Genomic DNA, 17,480 nt, shown 5'->3' on the forward strand with positions numbered 1-17,480 from the left:
ACCAGCACCAGGACTCCGTGGACGACGAGCCTCTGCTGCCGCCCCGGACCGCGTCACCCAGCCGCTTGCCGTTCGAGGATCAGGTAGTTCGACCCGGCGGCGGCGACGCCGTATCCGTCGCCGAGCTGGTCCGGCACGCCTCGGAGGTCGGTCGGGCAGGCGAACACCTCGACGTACGGGGGCGAGCCCGCGGCGGCGATCGCCGCGCCGATGCGGTCGGGCGCAGAGTTCAGCGGCGTGAGGCCCGCCGGGGGCAGCCCCGGCCGGAGGGCGATCCCGGAGGTCTCCTGCAGGTCGGCGCGGAGCTGACCGGAGGCCAGGAGCCGGTCGACGTCCACCCACTTGAGCGCCGGCAGGCCGATGGTCGGCCCGACCGTGGACCCGCACCCGCCGTCGACCGAGACGGCGTCGGTCGCCACGCGTGCGGTGGGTGGCACGACACGCCTCGCGGCGGAGGTCAGGTCCCGCAGGTCCGACTGCACCGCCAGCAGCTGGACGAGGTGCAGCCCGGCGAGCAGCACGACCGCGGCGACGACGACGCCGCGCCGACCCGCGGTCGCCCGCTTCCACCGCAGCGCGGCGAGCAGCATCAGGACGGCGGGGAACACCAGTCGCTGATCGGGCTTGGTCAGACTGTTGACGTTGCCGACGGGGTCGAGCACCGCGACGACCGCCAGGAGCGCCGCGGTCAGGACGACGGGATGGGCGAGGTCCCGGCGCCGGGCGCGGAGCCCGTCGACCGCGAGCCCGACGAGACCGAGCACGACGACGACCTCGATCACCGTGGTCGGCACGACGCTCGGGAACGGATCGAGCCGCAGGAACGCCTGGAACGGCTCGGCCAGCGCCAGGGCCTTGTCCCGCAGCGACGTGTAGAAGGACAGGTGGTGGTCCACCGGCGCGGCCGCCGCGTACCAGGCGAGCAGGACCACGGCGGGCAGGCAGGTCGCCACGAGCGCCGCGGCCTCCCGGCGACGGGCCCTCCGCGCCAGGACCACGGCGTGCATCAGCACCGCGAGCACCAGCACGCCCCACGGGATCAGGTGCGCCAGGAAGGTGAGCAGGCCCAGCGCTGCGATCCCACACGCTCGTCGTCGGCTCAGCGGACGGCCCGCGAGAACCGGCTGCAGGGCGGCGATGCCGACGAACGCCAGCGGCAGGCCGAACAGATAGCTGACGTAGCCGCGGTCGAGGAAGTAGCCGAGGACCCATATCGGGCCCGTGTACTCCAGCACCGTCGGCCTGCCCTGCAGCCGACGAACGAGGAACGCGTAGCCGGCCACGAAGCCCAGGCACCCGAGGAGAAGGAACACCCGCCCCGCCACCTCGATCGGCAGGACGAGGTTCAGCAGCGCGATCCCGGCCGGCGCGGCGAGGTTCGGGACCGGAACCGGGAGCAGCGAGTAGATCTCGGTGACCCGCTGCCCGTCCACCGTCCCGCCGGTGAGGATCTCGTGCACGATCCGGCCCTGGAGCAGCCACTCGGCGTAGTCGTAGAACGGGAGCCGGGCGGGAACGGCCACCACCGCGGCCGTGGAGACACCGACGAGCGCCCACGCTGCTGCGCGAATTCGCTGACCACGGCGCGTGGCGCCGGCCGGCCCGGCGGGGCCGGGAATCTGCGTGCCGACCGGGATCGTCATGAGCCGGAACGTAGGAGAGATCACCTGTCGGGCCGGTAAACGCTCGGCAAGCGGACGGTTAACTGCGAGGACGTGGACATGCCGAGGCGCACGCGTCCAGGGGCACAGTGAGAGCAGCCGGGGCGAGAGGCACCGTCGTTCTTACCGAGTTCCGACCGAGTCCACGCCGATGCCTCACGCCTGATCGGCAGTGTGATCGATGTTCCGAAGCGGCTCCCGGCACGCAACGCCCCGACCCCGGCCCGGAGCCCGTTCCGTCCTGTTCACGAGAGGCCGCCCTTCGATGACCGAGCTCGCTCCCCGTCGCGCTGCACCACCCCGGATGGGGAACAAGGTTCCCGAGGTCACCGCGTTCTTCTGGCTCGTCAAGGTCCTCTCGACCGGGCTCGGCGAGGCGGCCTCCGACGCCCTGGTACGCCGGGTGGGGCCGATCGTCGTCGCCCTCGTCGCGATCGCCTTCGTGGTGGCGCTCCGCGCGCAGCTGCGAGCCGATCGCTATGTCGCCTGGCGCTACTGGTCCACGGTGGGCCTGGTCGCCGTCTTCGGCACCATGGCCGCCGACGTCCCCCACGCCCTCGGCATCCCGGTCTGGGCCACCTCCCTGGTCTCCCTGCTGGCCGTCGCCGCCGTGTTCGTCGCCTGGTACCGCAGCGAGGGCACCGTGTCGTTCCGCTCGATCACCACCCGCAGGCGGGAAGGCTTCTACTGGACCGCGGTGATCTCCACCTTCGCCCTGGGAACGGCCGTCGGGGACCTCACCGCCGAGAGCTGGCGGCTGGGCAATCTGGTCTCCGGCCTGGTGTTCTACGCCCTCATCGCCGTCCCCTTCGTGGCGCACCGCCGGTTCGGACTCGGCGCGATCCCGGCCTTCTGGATCGCCTATGTCCTGACCCGCCCGCTCGGCGCCTCCTTCGCCGACTGGATGGGCGGCCCGACCTCCCGCAATGGGTTGGGCATCGACACCGCGCTCGTCGCCGGACTCTGGGCGCTGGCCATCGCCCTCGTCCTCGGCTACCTGGCGATCACCCGCAACGACGCCCTCACCCGGGCCAAGAACCCGAACGCGCCCGCCACCTGACACACCACGTCGCCCCTCCGACGAGGAGTCCAGAAAGGATCCGCCATGACCACGACCGCGACCGGCGCCGGCACCGCGTCCGCCCACCCTCGCCACGACACGCCGACCGGCGCGCACCACCCCCCGTCCGCCCCCGGGGCGGGCCGCGTGCGCTGCTCCGACGCCGAGCGTGAGCACGCCGCCGCCGTCATCCACCAGGCGGTCGGCGAAGGCCGGCTGACGATGGAGGAGGCCGAGGAGCGCCTGGGCCGGGCCTATCAGGCGCGCTACCGCGACGAGCTCGTCGCGCTCAATGCCGACCTGCCCACCCTCGACACCCCCGTCCCGAACGGCTGGTCGGCACTGTGGGCCGTCCTGCAGGCTCAGCTGTTTCGGGAAGCCGAGATCCTGGTCGGGCGGGAGCCTGCCGGATGGCGCCGGCGCGCGGCAGCGCTGCCCGTCCTCCTCGGGCCGGTCCTGCTGGCACTCGGCGCAGTCATGCTCCTGCTGCACGGCGTCTGGGACGGGCACGGCGGACACGGGTTCGACCGGGACGGCCTGCGCGCCGGCGCTGCCGCTGTGACCGGGCGCGCGGCCGGCACCGTCGGAACCTGAGTCACCGCCGACGTCAGGGTTGCGGCGGATAGGTCAGCAGCCCGTCCTGGACGCGCGCGTGCTCGTGCAGCACCGCGGCCTTCGCGGTCGTCCTCGACAGGATGTCCACGACCTCGACGCCATGGACGATCAGCGCGTCCGTGATCAGGCCGCGGTGACAGCGCCACGGCACCGCCTCGCTGCACATGATTGCCGGCCACTCTCGCTCGGCCAGGTCCAGCAGTTCGCGCAGTCCTTCGGCGAACGCATCGCTCGCCATGTAATCGGCGTAGTGTCGGAACGCCTTGACCCGCCATGCGCCATTCACACTGGGCACGTTCTTCGGCGTGTGCCGACGGCCGCCCAGCTTCGGTATCCACCGGTACCCGATATCGGCAGGCAAGGCTTCGGCGATCGCCGCCTGGTTCCACTGCGGAAACTTCCTCGACGAGGGAAACGAGCGAACGTCCACCACGTACGTGACGGCGTTGTTCCGCAACATCGCCAGCACCTCGTCGAAGGTGCGGGTCGAATGTCCTATCGTGCAGATCCGGTGCGCCATCGTTCAGATGCGCTTCAGCGCACCTCCTTTGTGCATGGCAATGTGATCCGTCTTGTCGCTCTTGATCTCGTACTGAGGGTCGTCCTCGGTGCACCGCCGCATGTGACCCTTGTACTCCACGTCTTCCGTGTGCTTCTTCGTGATGACTCCCTCGACATGTCCGGCTTCGGAGTTCCACCTGACGTGGTCTCCGACGGAGAACTGCTCAGCCATCTGTGCGCTCCTTGCCTGTACGTGCCCATCGCGCGGAATCTTCGTCCTTCAGCCATCGCCCCGCCCCGCCCCGCCCCGCACCAGGGTGCACCCATCCGCCCCGGGCGGCAGGAGATGCCATGACGTGCTCGGGGTGTCGGGCCCGACGACGACGCCCTGCCGCACTGACCACCGGCGACGTCACGAACCACGTCCGGACGACTGGGTAGGGGCCGGCCGATCGGGGGACCCGACGATCGACCGGGCCGTCAACCGGTCGGCGGAGGTCGCGCAGGAACGGCCCCCGCGAGACTGCTCTCACGACCGCTGAGGCACGCAGCAGCGAATCGTTCATGTGCGGCGGGTGGGCGCGGCTGAAGGGAATACGCGGTCCGGTTCTTCGAGGCGATGACCTCTGCGGATCCCGTGAGCCTCTCCACCGACCCGCGCCTCGACACAGCCCGAGCCCACCGCCGGGCGGTCAGCGGGACCCGGTGAACCCGCCGGAGGGCACGACACGGGGCCCGCGACAGCAGCCGCGCCACATCGGCCGGGCGGCCTGCCCGGTCACCGGCCTCCGCCGAGCAGCCGCGCATGCCGCCCTACCTCAGCACCTGATCACGACACCGGCCCGCACACCCGGCCCACCTCGGAAGGAAGCCATGACCGAAACCATCGACCGCCGTCCTCTCGACCGCCGTCCCCTCGACCCGGGGCACACGGTCATCACCCCCATGACGACCACCGCCGCCTCGACGGCGCTGCACACCGACACGTACGAGATCACCATGCTGCGCGCGGCACTCGCCGACGGCACCGCCGCGCACCGGGCCACCTTCGAGGTCTTCGCCCGTCGACTACCGGCCGGCCGCCGCTACGGTGTCGTCGCGGGACTGGGCCGGCTGTCCGAGGCACTGCAGGAGTTCCGGTTCACCGCCTGCCAGATCGCGATGCTGCAGGCCGCCGGCTTCGCCGACGACGCGACCGCCGCCTACCTGGCCGAGTTCGCCTTCACCGGCGACATCGACGCCTACCGCGAGGGCGAGCTGTACTTCCCGTACTCGCCGGTGCTCACCGTCTCCGGCACGTTCGGCGAGTGCGTGCTGTTGGAGACGCTCGTCCTGTCGATCCTCAACGCCGACTCGGCCGTCGCCACCGCTGCCGCCCGGATGGTCACCGCGGCCGCCGACCGGCCGCTGATCGAGATGGGGTCCCGGCGCACCCACGAAGACGCCGCAGTCGCCGCCGCCCGTGCCGCGTACCTGGTCGGGTTCACCGCCACCTCCAACCTGCAGGCCGGGCTGCGCCACGGCGTGCCCGTCGCCGGCACCAGCGGGCACGCGTTCGTCCTCGCCCACACCGACGAGCGGGCAGGGTTCGCCGGCCAGGTCGCCGCCCTCGGCACCGGCACCACCCTCGTGGTCGACACCTACGACACCGGCAAGGGGATCCGCACCGCGATCGACGTGGCCGGCACCGACCTCGGCGCGATCCGCATCGACTCCGGCGACCCGGCCGTCGAGGCCGCTCGGGCCCGAGCGCTGCTGGACTCCCTCGACGCTCGCGACACGAAGATCACGGTCACCGGTGACCTCGACGAGCACCGCATCGCCGCGCTCACCGATGCCCCCGTGGACACCTTCGGGGTCGGCACCCGGCTGGTCACGGGCGCCGGCGCGCCCACCGCAGAGATGATCTACAAGCTCGTCGCGATCGCCGACGCCCCCGGCCCGGACGCTCCGCTGCGCCCGGTCGCCAAGCGCAGCGCCGGCAAGGCGACGATCGGTGGGGCCAAGCGTGCCCACCGCGACCTCGACGACACCGGGCACGCCGCCCGCGAACGCGTCGTCGCCACCCCGGGCCGGACCGGCTCCGAGTTCGGCCGGACGACGCTCGACCGGCCGCTGCAGGTACCCGTCGTCCGCCACGGCGCCGTCGTACACAGCCCGACACCGGAGGAGGTCCGCGCCCATCACCGCCGCGCCAAGGCCGAACTCCTCCCGTGCGACCTGGATCTGACCCCCGGCACACCGCGGCTGAGCGGCGCACCAGCCGGCTGCCCGTCCTGATCCGCCGAGCGCACATCGCCGGACCCACCTCACCCCCAGTTCTGATCTGTCCAACGAACGGAGAATCAATGGAGCACCGAACCACTCGCGCCGCGCCGATGCGGCGCGTGGCCTTTGCCAGCTGTGCCGGCACCACGATCGAGTTCTTCGACTTCTTCATCTACGGCACCGCCGCGGCCCTGGTCTTCCCGAAAGTGTTCTTCCCTGCCCTCGGCACCGGCGCGGGCATCGTGGCCTCGTTCGCGACCTTTGCCGTCGCCTTCATCGCCCGACCGCTCGGGGCGATTCTGTTCGGCCACTACGGGGACCGGCTCGGCCGCAAGAAGACGCTCATCGCCACGCTGATGCTGATGGGTATCTCCACCGTGATGATCGGGCTGCTGCCCGGGGCCGCCACCCTCGGGATCGCGGCCCCGATCATCCTCGTCGTCCTACGGTTCCTGCAGGGCCTCGCGGTCGGCGGTGAGTGGGCGGGCGCGACGCTGCTCGCCGCCGAGTACGCCCCGCCGACCAAGCGCGGCCTCTACGCGATCTTCCCGCAGATGGGCCCGGCCCTGGCGTTCGCGCTGTCCAGCGGCACCTTCCTCGCCATCAACGTCGTGCTCGGCGACACCAACGCCGCCTTCCTCGACTGGGGCTGGCGGATCCCGTTCCTGCTGTCCGTCGTCCTGGTCGGCGTCGGGCTGTGGGTGCGGATGACCATCGACGAGACCCCCGCCTTCCGCGACGCCCAGAACCGGCGGCCGGCCGCCTCCGTCAGGGCGCCGATCCTCGAGGTCTTCCGCAGGCAGCCGCGTGAGGTCCTGCTCGGCGGCGGTGTGCTGACCATCCTGTTCGCGCTGTTCTACATGGGCACCGCGTTCCTCACCAGCTACGGCACGAGCGAGACCGGCGCGGGCCTGGACCGGCAGACCGTGCTCATCCTCAACATCGTCGCCGCCGTCGTGTTCGGCGCGACCACCGCGATCTCGGGGATCGTGTCCGACCGGTTCGGGCGCCGCACCGTCATCCTTGCCTGCTGCGTCCTGTCCATCCCGTGGGCGCTCGCCCTGTTCCCGATCATGGGCACCGGCTCCGGGACCGGGTTCGCGATCGGCCTCATCGGCACGCTCGCGATCTTCGGTATCGCCTACGGGCCCGTCGGCGCCTATCTGCCCGAGATGTTCCGGACCCGCTACCGCTACACCGGCGCCGGCATGGGCTACAACCTCGGCGGCGTCCTCGGGGGCGCCGTCTCCCCGCTGGTCGCCGCCCAGCTGGCCAGCAGCTTCGGCAGCTACGCCGTCGGGCTGATGATCGCCGGGTTCGGGCTGCTCAGCTTGATCTGTGTCGTCACGCTCGGCGAGACGAAGAACCGGCGTATGCAGGACGAGCCCGTCGACGCGGGATCCGACCGCAAGATCGGCGCACACGACGCCGACGCCGTCGAGGGGGTGCCACAGACCTGAACCCGCCCGGCCCCGGCCCGGCCCCTCCACGATGGTGGGGCCGGGCTGTGGCGTCCGACTGCGCACGAAAGAGGCGCCTCGCCGTACGGGCGGGAGCAGCGCGTCAATCGATCGGGGGACGGCAGGACCCTCCGGCCGAGGGGCCGGTCGACCGACGGTGCGACCGCACGGTGACGCCCACCCTTCAGCCGTCGGGGAAATGCCCCGGGAACGAGAAGGGAGATCCGATGAACGCTGCCATCACCCCCACTGACGACAGCACCGCACACCGCGACGCCGAGAGTGATGCCGCCACTACCGCCGTCGATCGCCTCGTCCGCATCCGCGAGCTCGGCCCCGACGACGGCGACGTCGTCGACGTGGTCTTCGCCGGCTTGTCCTCGCACAGTCGCTACCTGCGCTTCCAGGCCCCGGTCACCGAGCTCTCGGCTGCCACCCGCCGCAGCCTGACCGCGCTCGACGGTCGCACACACGTTGCGCTCGCCGCCTTCACCCAGGGCGACCCGATCGGCATCGTGCGGATCATGGACCTCGATGACGGCCGCGGGGAGCTCGCCGTCGAGGTCGTGGACCGCTGGCAGGGCTGTGGTGTCGGCACCCGGCTGCTGCACGCTGCCCGGGACCGGGCCGTCGAGCTGGGTTACCGCGAGCTCGTGGGCGAGGTGCTCGTGGTGAACGCGGCCGCCTACGCGGCCGTGCGGCGCGTCTTCCGCATCACGCGGGTGCGTCGCCATGGTTCGGAGCTGATGCTCTCCATCGCCGTCGAGGGCGAGCCCGCGTCGGCGAGCCCCGTGCAGGGACTCGTCGCGTAGGAAGCACCACCGCTCAGCCCGCCGTCGATCGCACCCGCCCTCGGCGCATCGAGGCTCTGGGGATCTCGTCGAGCATCGCGAATCGAAGGGTCGATCGTCGGTATCCGCTGGCATCTGTCAGACGAGGCGCCGGTCAACGCGTCTTCAGGGCGGCCGCTCGGAGGGACGCGATGTCGGTCTGCAGTGAGCCGCCGGCGAACGCGAGTGCGTCCAGGGACCTATGGGCGGCCTCGGCGTTCCCGCTGCCGCAGGCGTCGGTGACGACGACCGGCAGGTAGCCGAGGTCCATGGCGTGGCGGACGGTCGGCTCGATGCCCACCTCCAGCGCGATGCCCGCGAGGAGGAAGGACCGGATGCCGCAGTCGCGCAGCGCGATGTCGAGGTAGGTGCCGGCGAAGGCGGACATGGTGATCTTGTCCAGGACCACCTCGTCGCTGCGCGGCGCGAGCTCGGGCACGATCCGGGTCTGCGGCGCCTCGGCCGGAAACGGCGCGACGACCTCGTCGGGGCGCTCCCGGTGCTGCCAGTCCATGGCGGTGCGCAACTGTGCCACCCCGGCGACCTGCACCGGGAGCGAGATGTGCCGGGTGTGGAAGATCGGCAGCCCGACCCGCCGACCGAGATCGAGCACCTGCGCGACCCGGGCGACGACGTCGGCCCCGTCCGGCAGCTGCGAGACGATCCCGACCTGCATGTCGTAGACCACCAGCGCCAACGGTTCGGCGACGACATCGGCGAGGGTGCGGGCGATGGTCAGGCCGCGGATCTGCTCCACGAGAGCTCCGTTCTGCGCTTCTGCCACGGGTGAGGCGGACGCAGGGCCGCGACCGGGAGCGGACACCTCCACCGTGGGCCTTCCCTGCGAGCAAGGGTGCAGCGGCGTCGGCGGGTGCGGCAGCCACCGCTTCCTTCGACGCCGGCTCTCACGTAGGCCGTCTCGGCCTGCCAGCGTCGAACCCGCGATCCCGCCTTGCCTCGCCCAAGCGGGGTGAGCCTCCGGGGATGACCGGCGTCACCCCGGGCACACGAGTCCGGAGGGTCCGGGACCTCCGTGCCCCGACGCCGCGGTTCTGGCATAGTCCTCCCAGGCCGAGCATCGATCGGGGTTCGGGTGCAGACCGTGTCGCTGGACCACGTCGACCACATCCGCCGCGAGGCATCGCTCCTGCGCGCCGCCCTGGCGTCGGCGGACCCGTCGGCGACCGTCCCGACCTGCCCGGGATGGCACGCCGATGACCTCCTGCGCCACGTGACTGTCGTCCTCGGCTTCTGGGCGACGGTCGTGGAAGGCCGGCTCATCACCCCGCCGGCCGTGGAGCAACCGAGCCCAGCGGCGCACCGGCCCGAGTTGCTCGAGCACTTCGACCACCAGCTCGCGCGCCTCGTCCGGGTGCTGCAGGACGCACCCGCGGACACCGCGGCGTGGACGTGGTCGGACGACCGGACGGTGGGGTTCGTGCGCCGGCGCGTCGCGCACGAGACCCTGATCCATCGGCTGGACGCCCAACTGACCGCGGGGGCGGTCACGCCCGTCGACGCCCAGCTGGCCACCGACGGCGTCGACGAGGTCCTGAGGTACTTCTTCGGCGGCGCTGCCGGGGCGCAGTTCCGCCGCCGCGGCCCCCTCGGCTCGCTGCGCACCCCGGACACCGGCGCCGACTGGGTGGTGGAGCTCGGCGACGTCACCGGCCCGACCCGCGACGGCCACAAGCACCAGGACCGGCAGCCCGGGTTCCGCCTCGCCGACGCGACGGTGCCGGCCTCGGAGCCGACGTTCACCATCAGCGCCGGCGCTGTGGACCTGGACGCCTGGCTGTGGCGCCGCCCGGTCGGGTCGGGCATCGCCATCGACGGCGACCCGGACGACGCCGCCCGCTTCACGGCGATCATCCTCGAGGGCATCCGCTGACCCGCTTCCGCGGACACCTCTGCTCGCATTCGGCCCGTCCGCGGGGTTGGTCATCACCCGCTGAGGAGATCAGCCCCGGGTGATCAGGCCACCCGACACCGTGACCTTCACCGGCTTCAGGCCCCCGGTGGCCGGTCCCTTCAGCAGTTGCCCCTCGAGGCCGAAGACACTGCCGTGACAGGGGCAGACCAGCACGGCGCCCTGCACGTCGGTCACGGTGCAGCTCTCGTGCGGGCACGTCGCGGAGAGGCCCTGGTAGGTGCCCGCGGTCGGCTGCGTGACGATCACGTTCTCGTCCGCGAACACCACCGCGCTGCCCACCGGAACGCTCGACGCAGGCCCCAGCGTGGTGCTGTGAGCAGGCGGCGCACCGCCTCCGACCCCGCCGCCGCGGCTGTCCCCGCCGGTGCTCCCGGAGCCGCCGGTCACGCAGCCGGCGGCCAGGAGTCCGATCCCGAGGGCCGCGGCACCGGCACCGGCGACGGCGGCACGCCGGGTCAGGGCGGGGACGGGCGACGCCGGCGAGGCGGGCGCGAGGTCGGGGTTCTCGGGCATCTCAACTCCTCACGCCGATCGCCCGGCATCGCGCTGGGTGTACGTCAGGCTGGCACGACCCGGCAGTGACCGCGATGGGCCAAGGCCCCCTCCGCGAGAGGGTCCTGGGCCCTGCACGCCCGGTCGCCCCCGTGGACGCGGTGTCAGATGGAGCGGGCCGGTTCCGTAGCGAGCCGGGCGAGGAGCCGGACGAGCTGCGCGGCGTCGTCACGCTCCAGCTCCGCCACCGCGTCGTCCTCCGCCCTGATGACCTGCGGGGCGATGCGTGCGTGCAGGTCGGTGCCGTGATCGGTGGTGAAGACGAGGACCCGGCGGCGGTCTCGTTCGTCGACCCTGCGGTGGACCAGAGCGTTGTCGACGAGCCGATCGACGATCTTCGTCAGGGTCGGGGCGGGCACCATGGCGTGCTCGGCGATCTCCGACATGGAGTGCCCCTGCTCGTCGGCGAGCAGGTCCAGGACGCGCCACTGGTCGAGGGCGAGCCCGCAGCCGGCCAGGGTGGCCTCGACCTGCCGCGCCACACGGTGCGTGACCCGGGCGAGCAACGTGTGCAGCGACTGCGCCGGCCGGGCTGTCAACGACGCCTCTCGGGGCACGAGGGACGTTGAGGCCACGGGAAGTCCTCTCCGACGGGCGACGAGATCGCTGTCATCGTAAACACTGTCGATTCGAAGTGTCGGGTGAGGCTCGCCCGGGAGCCGGGCGTACGGACCTGGTGCACCGCCGGCGACGACCACGTCTCGTCGCGGACCTCGGCGCGGGTGGCGCGACGCTTCGCGCGGTCCTCACCATTCGTCCGGGTCCTCGACGAGGTGTTCGTGCCGCTCGGTACGGAGGACTTCTCCGCCGCTGTCCGGCGGGTCGGCCGCAGCGCGCCGAACGGTGTGCTGATGTTCCCTTTGGGATCGGACGCGGTGAGGTCCAACCGCGCCTGCGTCGCCGCCGACCTCGACCGGCGGCGCTGACCTTCATGGCGAGGCTCGCCGAGCGGGCCGGCAGCATCGAGCCGGTCCGGTTGTGCGCGGCGGCGGACGAACTGGCCTACGCGAGCCCCCGCAGGGTGGTGCGCATGGCCGGGAACCACCTGCTGCAGAGCGTCTACCTCGCGCGGGCGGACGGGCTCGAGTTCGACGTCATCGCCCAACCCCTCCGGTCCGCCCCGGAGCCGAGGCAGCAACACCCGACCGCCGCCTCGGGGCGGGTGTGCTCGGTGCCGGCCGGTCGACGTCCGGCTAGAACGAGAACACCCCGATCAGCACGGCGAAGCCCAGGGCCCACGCCGTGCCGATGCCTTCGATGATGGTGACCCATCCGGTGGGCCGGGCGATCGGCAGCTCCAGGGCGAGGAGCGCCCAGAACAACCCCCACAGGATGGCCCACAGGAACCAGTTGACGCCCAGCCAGATCAGGGCGACGTTCCCGTTCGCGTTCTGCAGCGTGTAGATCCCCGCCGGGATGGCCGTGATCGCGACGAACAGGCAGTACCAGCCGAAGGCCCGGCCCCCCGCGTCGAGGTACTGGTTGAACGCCACCCAGAGGTAGGTGAACGCGAACAGCAGGATGAAACCCCCGCCCCGGACCGCGGCGAGGTCGTTGCCGACGGCGCCCTGCACCAGGAAGATCAGCGCGATCACCACGCCGATGAAGCCGGTGAAGATGTTGATCACCGCGACTTCCCGGTTCTGCAGGAACAGCGGCGAGCCCTCCCTCCGCGCCGGGGCAGGCTCGGCCCCCCGGCCGCCGACCGAGCTCGACACGTCCAGTGGCTCCGCGGCCGCGCCGGCGTGGGCCGAGACCCGCTCGACCTCCTCCACTGCCCGCGCCTGCCCGATCAGCCAGATCCCGTTCACCCCGAGAACGGCCCCGACGTACAACAACACCACGGCGAGCAACATCGCTTCACCTTCCGCTCTCGATGGTCAGTGCAGGACACCCGGCGGCGTCGGCTCCGGCGGGTACCGGAGTCGGCGATCGCGCTTCTCACCGACGACGCGCGTTTCGTGCGCGCTCGCCCCTTCAGCGCGTCAACTGCTCGTCGCGCACGCGCCGCGGTCCGCCGACTGCGGGCCTTCACTGTTCGGCCGGATGTCGAAGTCGAAGATCCCGGTCGGCAGGTAGAGCGAACAGCAGGCGTTCGGGATGTCCACCACGCCCGACACCCGTCCCTCGATCGGGGCCGAGCCGAGCAGCAGGTAGGCCTGCTCCCCGGAGTAGCCGAACTTCTTCAGGTACTCGACGGCGTTGAGGCACGCCCGCCGGTACGCGACGGTGGCGTCCAGGTACAGGTTGTCGCCGGAGGTCTCGTCGACCGAGACGCCGATGAAGGTGAGGAACTCGCTGTAGCGCGGCTCGACGCGACCAGGGATGAGCACCGGGTTGGTGGTGATGCCGTACTTCTCCATACCTCCCTTGATCAGGTCCACCCCGAAGTCGATGAAACCGCCCATCTCGATGGCGCCACAGAACGTGATCTCGCCGTCGCCCTGCGAGAAGTGCAGGTCGCCGCCGGAGAGTTTGGCCCCGGGCACGTGTACGGGGTAGTAAACGCGGCTGCCTCGGGTGAAGTTCTTGATGTCGTGGTTCCCGCCGTTCTCCCGGGCCGGGACCGTGCGCGCACCCTCGCGGCCCACGCGCTCCAGCTCCGACCCGCTCAACGTGCCGGCGAGGACCCCGTCCTCGAGTGGTGGCAGGGCCAGGGGCGGCACCCGATCCGGGTCCTGGTCGATCAGCGCCTGTTCGCGGCGATTCCACTCGGCCAGCAGCTCGGCGGACGGTGCCGTACCGAACAGGCCCGGGTGGGTGATGCCGGTGTAGCGCACCCCGGGGATGTGCCGCGAGGTGGCGTCCTGGCCGTGGAAGTCCCAGATCGCCTTGTAGGCGTCGGGGAAGTGGTCGGTCAGGAACCCGCCCCCGTTGGCCTTGGCGAAGATCCCCGTGTAGCCCCACCCCTGGCCGGGGGCGTCACCGTACTCCTGCGGCGGCTGGCACGGACCCAGGTCGAGGATGTCCACGACGAGCAGGTCGCCGGGCTCGGCACCCTCGATCTCGACCGGGCCACTGAGCATGTGGGCGACGGCGAGGTCGACATCCCGCACGTCGTTCGACGAGTCGTTGTTGCCGAGCTGTGCATCGGTCCACTCCCGGCACTCCACTCGGAACTCCGCGCCGGGACGGACCGACGCCGCGGCCGGGATGTCCGGGTGCCAGCGATTGTGCCCGGGTACCGCCTGATCCCGCATCGACTTCGACTGATCCACGCTGAACACGACCTCAGGCACCGCTATCCCTCCCACCTCTCCGTGCTGGCATTACTTCCGAAAGAAACTATTCTCGCTGGAAGAAGCTGTCAACGACGCGCCCGGCGCCGAGGGCCGTCCGCCGGCCGGCGGCGAACTCCCCGGTCGACACGACCTGCTGAGCTCGAGATCCTCGGCGCTCAGGCAGGACGGAGCCGGCCAGTAGAGCTGTCCGGGGGCTGCGGAACCGGCGGCGTGGAGCGCGATCGCCCGTCGGCGGCGGTGCGTCTGTCGTTGCTGGCGGCGGTCCACTCCTGCTCGGCGGCCCGCCGGTGATCGAACGCACGGTCGGTGGCCCCGTAGGCGTCGCACATCGTGGCGAACCGTTGATGCAGGTCGGCGGCCACCTCGTGCGTTTGCGCGGCATGCACGAGGGCGGCCGTCGCACGGTCTGACGCGGCTGCCGCATGCGCGGTGGCATCCGCGAGTGATTCCGGCGGCAATGCCCGGGTCAGCCGGTTCGCAAGCTGTGTCTCCCGCTGGTCCAGCTGCTCGAGCCGATCGAAGATCGCCTCCCGGCGACGCGTCAACGCTCCTTCGAGATCCATCGGGCCCTCGATGTCTCGTAGTGCCGGCGCTGGACGCGACTCGGCTGCCCCTCTACGAAACACCTCAACGGACCGGCTGGCCAGTAAAAGGGACAGGGCGCTACGCGATCGTCACCAAGATCCCGGAAGCCGTATGCCCTCGTCTACGGGCAGCTCGTGCGCAACCGCCCGGGCCATCCGCGCGGGCGTAGGCGTCGAGTCGAGACGCGTGGGCCGCGCCCTCCCGTACCCCGGGGGCGCAAGCCGTTCGAGCCGAGACCCGCTCGCGCACCACCCGCGGCGCGATGCGTTGCGCCGTCGCATCGGCGACGCCGCCTCGTCACCCCGCCCGGTCACATGAAGTTGCGGGTGTGCAGCGCGGAGAGCTCGGCGGCCTCGTCCGCCGGGAACCCGAGCCGGACCAGGCGGTGCCGGCGGCCCTCGTCGATGGCGCGCTGGAACCGGGCCACCGCGGCGTGGCCGCGCGCGATCGCCGCCGGACTCCACTCGCCCGCGGCCAGCAGCACCAGCGAGTCGAACACGTCGGCGTTGAGCCCCGCCGTGTCGATCAACGCGTCGTGCCGGCGCTCGACCGCCGCGCAGCCGGCCCCGCAGCGCCGGATCCCGCTCCGCCTGGTGCTCGAGGTGAGCGACGCCGAAGGCGACGTGCCGGGCCTCGTCCGTCCGCGCCAGCCGGGTGACCTGACGGGTGACGGGGTCGGAGGCGTGTTCGTCGAGGAAGGCCAGTAACGCCAGGAAGCTGCCCTCCCCCAGCACCGAGAGCAGGAACGACGCCAGCGAGAAGTCCGGTTCGTCCAACAGCGTGGTCAGCGAGGCCCGCCCGCCCGCCGAGGAGGTGCCCATCTCCCCGCCGTGCAGCAGCGCGCGACGGGTGAAGACCTCGACGTGGCGGGCCTCGTCCGCGGCCTGCACCGCCAACAGCTGCTGCACCTCGCGGAAGTGTGGGTGCACCCGGGCGAGCAGCCGCGCCGGTATCACCAACGCGGCCTGCTCGTTCTCCACCAGGTAGGTCATCACCTGGACCACCGCCGCCTCGATCTCCGGCGACAGCGGGGCAGCGGCGGACCAGTCGACGGCGGTCTGCGGGTCCCACTGCGCAGACGCGGCATGGGCGTAGAGCCTCGGCGCGAGTCGGCCCAGACGACGTCGCGGTCGTCGAGGTCGAACGACCGCGGGACCGGGCCGCCCGCCTCGACAAGCGCACCGCGGGCCGCCAGACCCCACTGTGCGGGTGGCCTGCGGACCAGCCCGTCCGGACCCGGAGCCCCTGCCCGCTCCGCCCCGACCCAGCGCTGCAGGTCGGCCCGGCCCCGCCGCACGACGTGCCCGCCGGCGGGGTCCGGGGTGCTCGTGACCCTTGGCCCGGCACCAGGCACGCAGGTGCACGCCCAGTGCGGGGTCGGTCCCGACGAGGTGCAGCTCCGTGCCCGGGACCAGGCCCCGGAGGGCCCGGTCGACGAGCAGGTGTGCGCCGGAGGGGAACGGCAGCGACTCCAGGTCCAGCCGCGCTCCCTCCGACGCGGCGCTGCTCACGGGGCGTACCCGGCGGCCGTCACCCGGCCCTCGGCGTCGTAGAAGCCGCTGCGGTCGACCGCCTCGGCGAGCTGTGCGTACCCGGTGGTGCGGCCCTCGCGCCACACCCGCAGCCCCTCCAGGTCCAGCAACGGCCGCACTCGTGGGTCCTCGTAGGACATCTCCGGCAGCAGCGTGACGAACCGGTCGACGAGATCGGCGGGCGCGGAGCCGGACACGGTCATCGTGCAGTGGTCGTACGGCTCGGTCTGGGCGAGGGTCCGCGTCCCGGTCGGCAGCGTGCCCTCCTGGGTGAACAGCAGGTTGTTGGCGTCGATCATGCAGGCGGCGTCGACCTCGCCCGCGGCGAGCGCCCGGGCGGCGTCACGTTCACCGCCGATGTGATCGCCGTGCAGCCGACGCCGACCTCGAAGCGCCGCACCGTCATGTTCGCGTCGGGGCCGTGGGGTCGCAGACCGGCGGCCCGGAGGTGGTCCAGGGGGATCAGGGTCGCTTGCGGTGAGTCCACGGCGCCGACGGCGACGGTGCGGCCTTCGAGGTCCTGCAGCGAGGCGAGGTCGGAGTCGGCGCGCGTGACGACCACCGACGTCAGGTCCCGGTCGGTGTCGCGCATCAGCACTGCCGCCACCGACCGGCCCTGTGCGGCCGCCAGCCGCTCGGCGCGCAGCGCGGCCAGCGGCAAGTTCCAGGCGGCGTCGATCCGGCCGGCCACGAGCTCCTCGACCTGACGCTCGTAATGCGAGTAGAGGACGAAGTCGAAGGGCATGCCCGCCGCACGCAACCACTGCCGGAAGCCCTCCCAGATGGTGACGACCTTCGGGTCGTAGGCGACCGCCCCCATCAGCAGCGTCCCGCCCATCAGGCACCCACCTCGTCGAACAGCGGCTGGCCGAGCGCAGCGCGCCCGACGAAGTCCCGCAGCGCCTCGGTCGTCGGTGCCATGACCCGCGCGGCCAGAGCGTCGCGGAACCGCCGCTCGACGCCCAGCTCGCGGCGGAACGCCGACCCGCCGCACAGCCGCATCACCCCGTCGGCCACCTCGGCCGCGGCCTCCCCGGCGACCGCCTTGACCTGCGGCACCCGCAGCATCGCGTCCCGCCGGCCCAGCTCCAGCGCGGCGAGGGTGTCGGCGACGAACGTCCGTGCCTCCGCGGCGCGGGTCAGCAGCTCCGCATACCGGGCCCGTGTCGTGGGCTGCTCGGCCTGGGTGGAGCCCAGGTGCTCGAACCGAGTGGCCGTGAGGTGAGCGGCGGCCTCGTCGA

Annotated in this window: 21 protein-coding genes; 8 read left to right on the forward strand and 13 right to left on the reverse strand. The window is 72.0% G+C overall.

Going from position 1 to position 17,480, the window contains the following annotated elements:
* Positions 1 to 53 precede the first annotated feature (53 nt).
* A complete protein-coding gene (locus tag LWC33_RS22510) occupies positions 54 to 1,643 on the reverse strand; it encodes a hypothetical protein (protein ID WP_233306412.1) in 1,590 nt (529 codons plus the stop codon).
* A 322-nt stretch (positions 1,644 to 1,965) separates the two neighbouring features.
* On the opposite strand from LWC33_RS22510, the gene LWC33_RS22515 reads away from it, so the two are divergent.
* Complete coding sequence (locus LWC33_RS22515; RefSeq protein WP_233306413.1) at positions 1,966 to 2,721, forward strand: COG4705 family protein; 756 nt, start codon at positions 1,966 to 1,968, stop codon at positions 2,719 to 2,721.
* Between the two features lie 45 nt (positions 2,722 to 2,766).
* Positions 2,767 to 3,315, forward strand: coding sequence for a DUF1707 SHOCT-like domain-containing protein (locus LWC33_RS22520; protein WP_233306414.1), 549 nt, complete (start codon positions 2,767 to 2,769; stop codon positions 3,313 to 3,315).
* Positions 3,316 to 3,328: 13 nt separating this feature from the next.
* On the opposite strand, the gene LWC33_RS22525 is transcribed toward LWC33_RS22520, so the two are convergent.
* Together LWC33_RS22525 and LWC33_RS22530 are read right to left on the reverse strand one after the other, a co-directional pair.
* Positions 3,329 to 3,856 carry a DUF488 domain-containing protein gene (locus LWC33_RS22525; RefSeq protein WP_233306415.1) on the reverse strand — a complete coding sequence of 176 codons (528 nt, stop codon included), beginning with the start codon at positions 3,854 to 3,856 and terminating at the stop codon, positions 3,329 to 3,331.
* Between the two features lie 3 nt (positions 3,857 to 3,859).
* Positions 3,860 to 4,069 (reverse strand): hypervirulence associated TUDOR domain-containing protein, encoded by a 210-nt coding sequence (locus LWC33_RS22530; RefSeq protein ID WP_233306416.1) that lies wholly within the window; start codon positions 4,067 to 4,069, stop codon positions 3,860 to 3,862.
* Positions 4,070 to 4,782: 713 nt separating this feature from the next.
* Here LWC33_RS22530 and LWC33_RS22535 point away from each other — a divergent pair.
* The 3 genes from LWC33_RS22535 (at position 4,783) to LWC33_RS22545 (ending at position 8,377) form a co-directional block, all read left to right on the forward strand.
* Complete coding sequence (locus LWC33_RS22535) at positions 4,783 to 6,117, forward strand: nicotinate phosphoribosyltransferase (RefSeq protein ID WP_233306441.1); 1,335 nt, start codon at positions 4,783 to 4,785, stop codon at positions 6,115 to 6,117.
* Positions 6,118 to 6,185: 68 nt separating this feature from the next.
* Complete coding sequence (locus LWC33_RS22540) at positions 6,186 to 7,565, forward strand: MFS transporter (RefSeq protein ID WP_233306417.1); 1,380 nt, start codon at positions 6,186 to 6,188, stop codon at positions 7,563 to 7,565.
* Positions 7,566 to 7,792: 227 nt separating this feature from the next.
* Positions 7,793 to 8,377: a GNAT family N-acetyltransferase gene (locus tag LWC33_RS22545; RefSeq protein WP_233306418.1), complete on the forward strand. Its 585-nt coding sequence runs from the start codon at positions 7,793 to 7,795 to the stop codon at positions 8,375 to 8,377.
* Between the two features lie 133 nt (positions 8,378 to 8,510).
* Here the strand turns inward: LWC33_RS22545 and LWC33_RS22550 are convergent, their stop codons facing one another.
* Entirely contained in the window at positions 8,511 to 9,152 is a 642-nt protein-coding gene (locus LWC33_RS22550) for a cysteine hydrolase family protein (RefSeq protein WP_233306419.1), read from the reverse strand.
* 345 nt (positions 9,153 to 9,497) lie between these two features.
* Here LWC33_RS22550 and LWC33_RS22555 point away from each other — a divergent pair, with 345 nt between their 5' ends.
* Positions 9,498 to 10,286 carry a maleylpyruvate isomerase family mycothiol-dependent enzyme gene (locus LWC33_RS22555; protein ID WP_233306420.1) on the forward strand — a complete coding sequence of 263 codons (789 nt, stop codon included), beginning with the start codon at positions 9,498 to 9,500 and terminating at the stop codon, positions 10,284 to 10,286.
* 69 nt (positions 10,287 to 10,355) lie between these two features.
* Here LWC33_RS22555 and LWC33_RS22560 read toward each other — a convergent pair whose 3' ends face one another.
* Positions 10,356 to 10,841 (reverse strand): Rieske (2Fe-2S) protein, encoded by a 486-nt coding sequence (locus LWC33_RS22560; RefSeq protein ID WP_233306421.1) that lies wholly within the window; start codon positions 10,839 to 10,841, stop codon positions 10,356 to 10,358.
* A 143-nt stretch (positions 10,842 to 10,984) separates the two neighbouring features.
* On the reverse strand, positions 10,985 to 11,455 hold the full coding sequence (locus tag LWC33_RS22565; RefSeq protein ID WP_233306422.1) for a MarR family winged helix-turn-helix transcriptional regulator: 471 nt from the start codon (positions 11,453 to 11,455) through the stop codon (positions 10,985 to 10,987).
* A 66-nt stretch (positions 11,456 to 11,521) separates the two neighbouring features.
* Between LWC33_RS22565 and LWC33_RS22570 the strand changes: the two genes are divergently transcribed.
* Entirely contained in the window at positions 11,522 to 11,806 is a 285-nt protein-coding gene (locus LWC33_RS22570) for an ABC transporter substrate-binding protein (protein WP_233306423.1), read from the forward strand.
* Between the two features lie 267 nt (positions 11,807 to 12,073).
* On the opposite strand, the gene LWC33_RS22575 is transcribed toward LWC33_RS22570, so the two are convergent.
* From LWC33_RS22575 to LWC33_RS22590, 4 genes are all read right to left on the reverse strand, one after another.
* Positions 12,074 to 12,736: an AmiS/UreI family transporter gene (locus LWC33_RS22575; protein ID WP_233306424.1), complete on the reverse strand. Its 663-nt coding sequence runs from the start codon at positions 12,734 to 12,736 to the stop codon at positions 12,074 to 12,076.
* 129 nt (positions 12,737 to 12,865) lie between these two features.
* Entirely contained in the window at positions 12,866 to 14,119 is a 1,254-nt protein-coding gene (gene fmdA / locus LWC33_RS22580; protein WP_233306425.1) for a formamidase, read from the reverse strand.
* A gap of 158 nt (positions 14,120 to 14,277) precedes the next feature.
* Complete coding sequence (locus tag LWC33_RS22585) at positions 14,278 to 14,685, reverse strand: hypothetical protein (RefSeq protein WP_233306426.1); 408 nt, start codon at positions 14,683 to 14,685, stop codon at positions 14,278 to 14,280.
* Between the two features lie 332 nt (positions 14,686 to 15,017).
* On the reverse strand, positions 15,018 to 15,236 hold the full coding sequence (locus LWC33_RS22590; RefSeq protein WP_233306427.1) for a hypothetical protein: 219 nt from the start codon (positions 15,234 to 15,236) through the stop codon (positions 15,018 to 15,020).
* On the opposite strand from LWC33_RS22590, the gene LWC33_RS22595 reads away from it, so the two are divergent.
* Positions 15,226 to 15,414: a hypothetical protein gene (locus tag LWC33_RS22595; protein WP_233306428.1), complete on the forward strand. Its 189-nt coding sequence runs from the start codon at positions 15,226 to 15,228 to the stop codon at positions 15,412 to 15,414. The two genes, LWC33_RS22590 and LWC33_RS22595, sit on opposite strands and share 11 nt — an antisense overlap.
* An 800-nt stretch (positions 15,415 to 16,214) precedes the next feature.
* On the opposite strand, the gene LWC33_RS22600 is transcribed toward LWC33_RS22595, so the two are convergent.
* The 3 genes from LWC33_RS22600 to LWC33_RS22610 all read right to left on the reverse strand — a co-directional run.
* Positions 16,215 to 16,538: a hypothetical protein gene (locus LWC33_RS22600; RefSeq protein WP_233306429.1), complete on the reverse strand. Its 324-nt coding sequence runs from the start codon at positions 16,536 to 16,538 to the stop codon at positions 16,215 to 16,217.
* Entirely contained in the window at positions 16,535 to 17,077 is a 543-nt protein-coding gene (locus tag LWC33_RS22605) for a phosphate/phosphite/phosphonate ABC transporter substrate-binding protein (protein WP_233306430.1), read from the reverse strand. The genes LWC33_RS22600 and LWC33_RS22605 overlap by 4 nt, the downstream gene beginning before the upstream one ends.
* On the reverse strand, positions 17,077 to 17,480 hold a 404-nt coding region (locus LWC33_RS22610; protein WP_233306431.1), incomplete at its 5' end, for an acyl-CoA dehydrogenase family protein. The genes LWC33_RS22605 and LWC33_RS22610, both read right to left, overlap by 1 nt.

This window comes from Pseudonocardia terrae, from assembly GCF_021343995.1.
Taxonomy (GTDB): Bacteria; Actinomycetota; Actinomycetes; order Mycobacteriales; family Pseudonocardiaceae; genus Pseudonocardia; species Pseudonocardia terrae.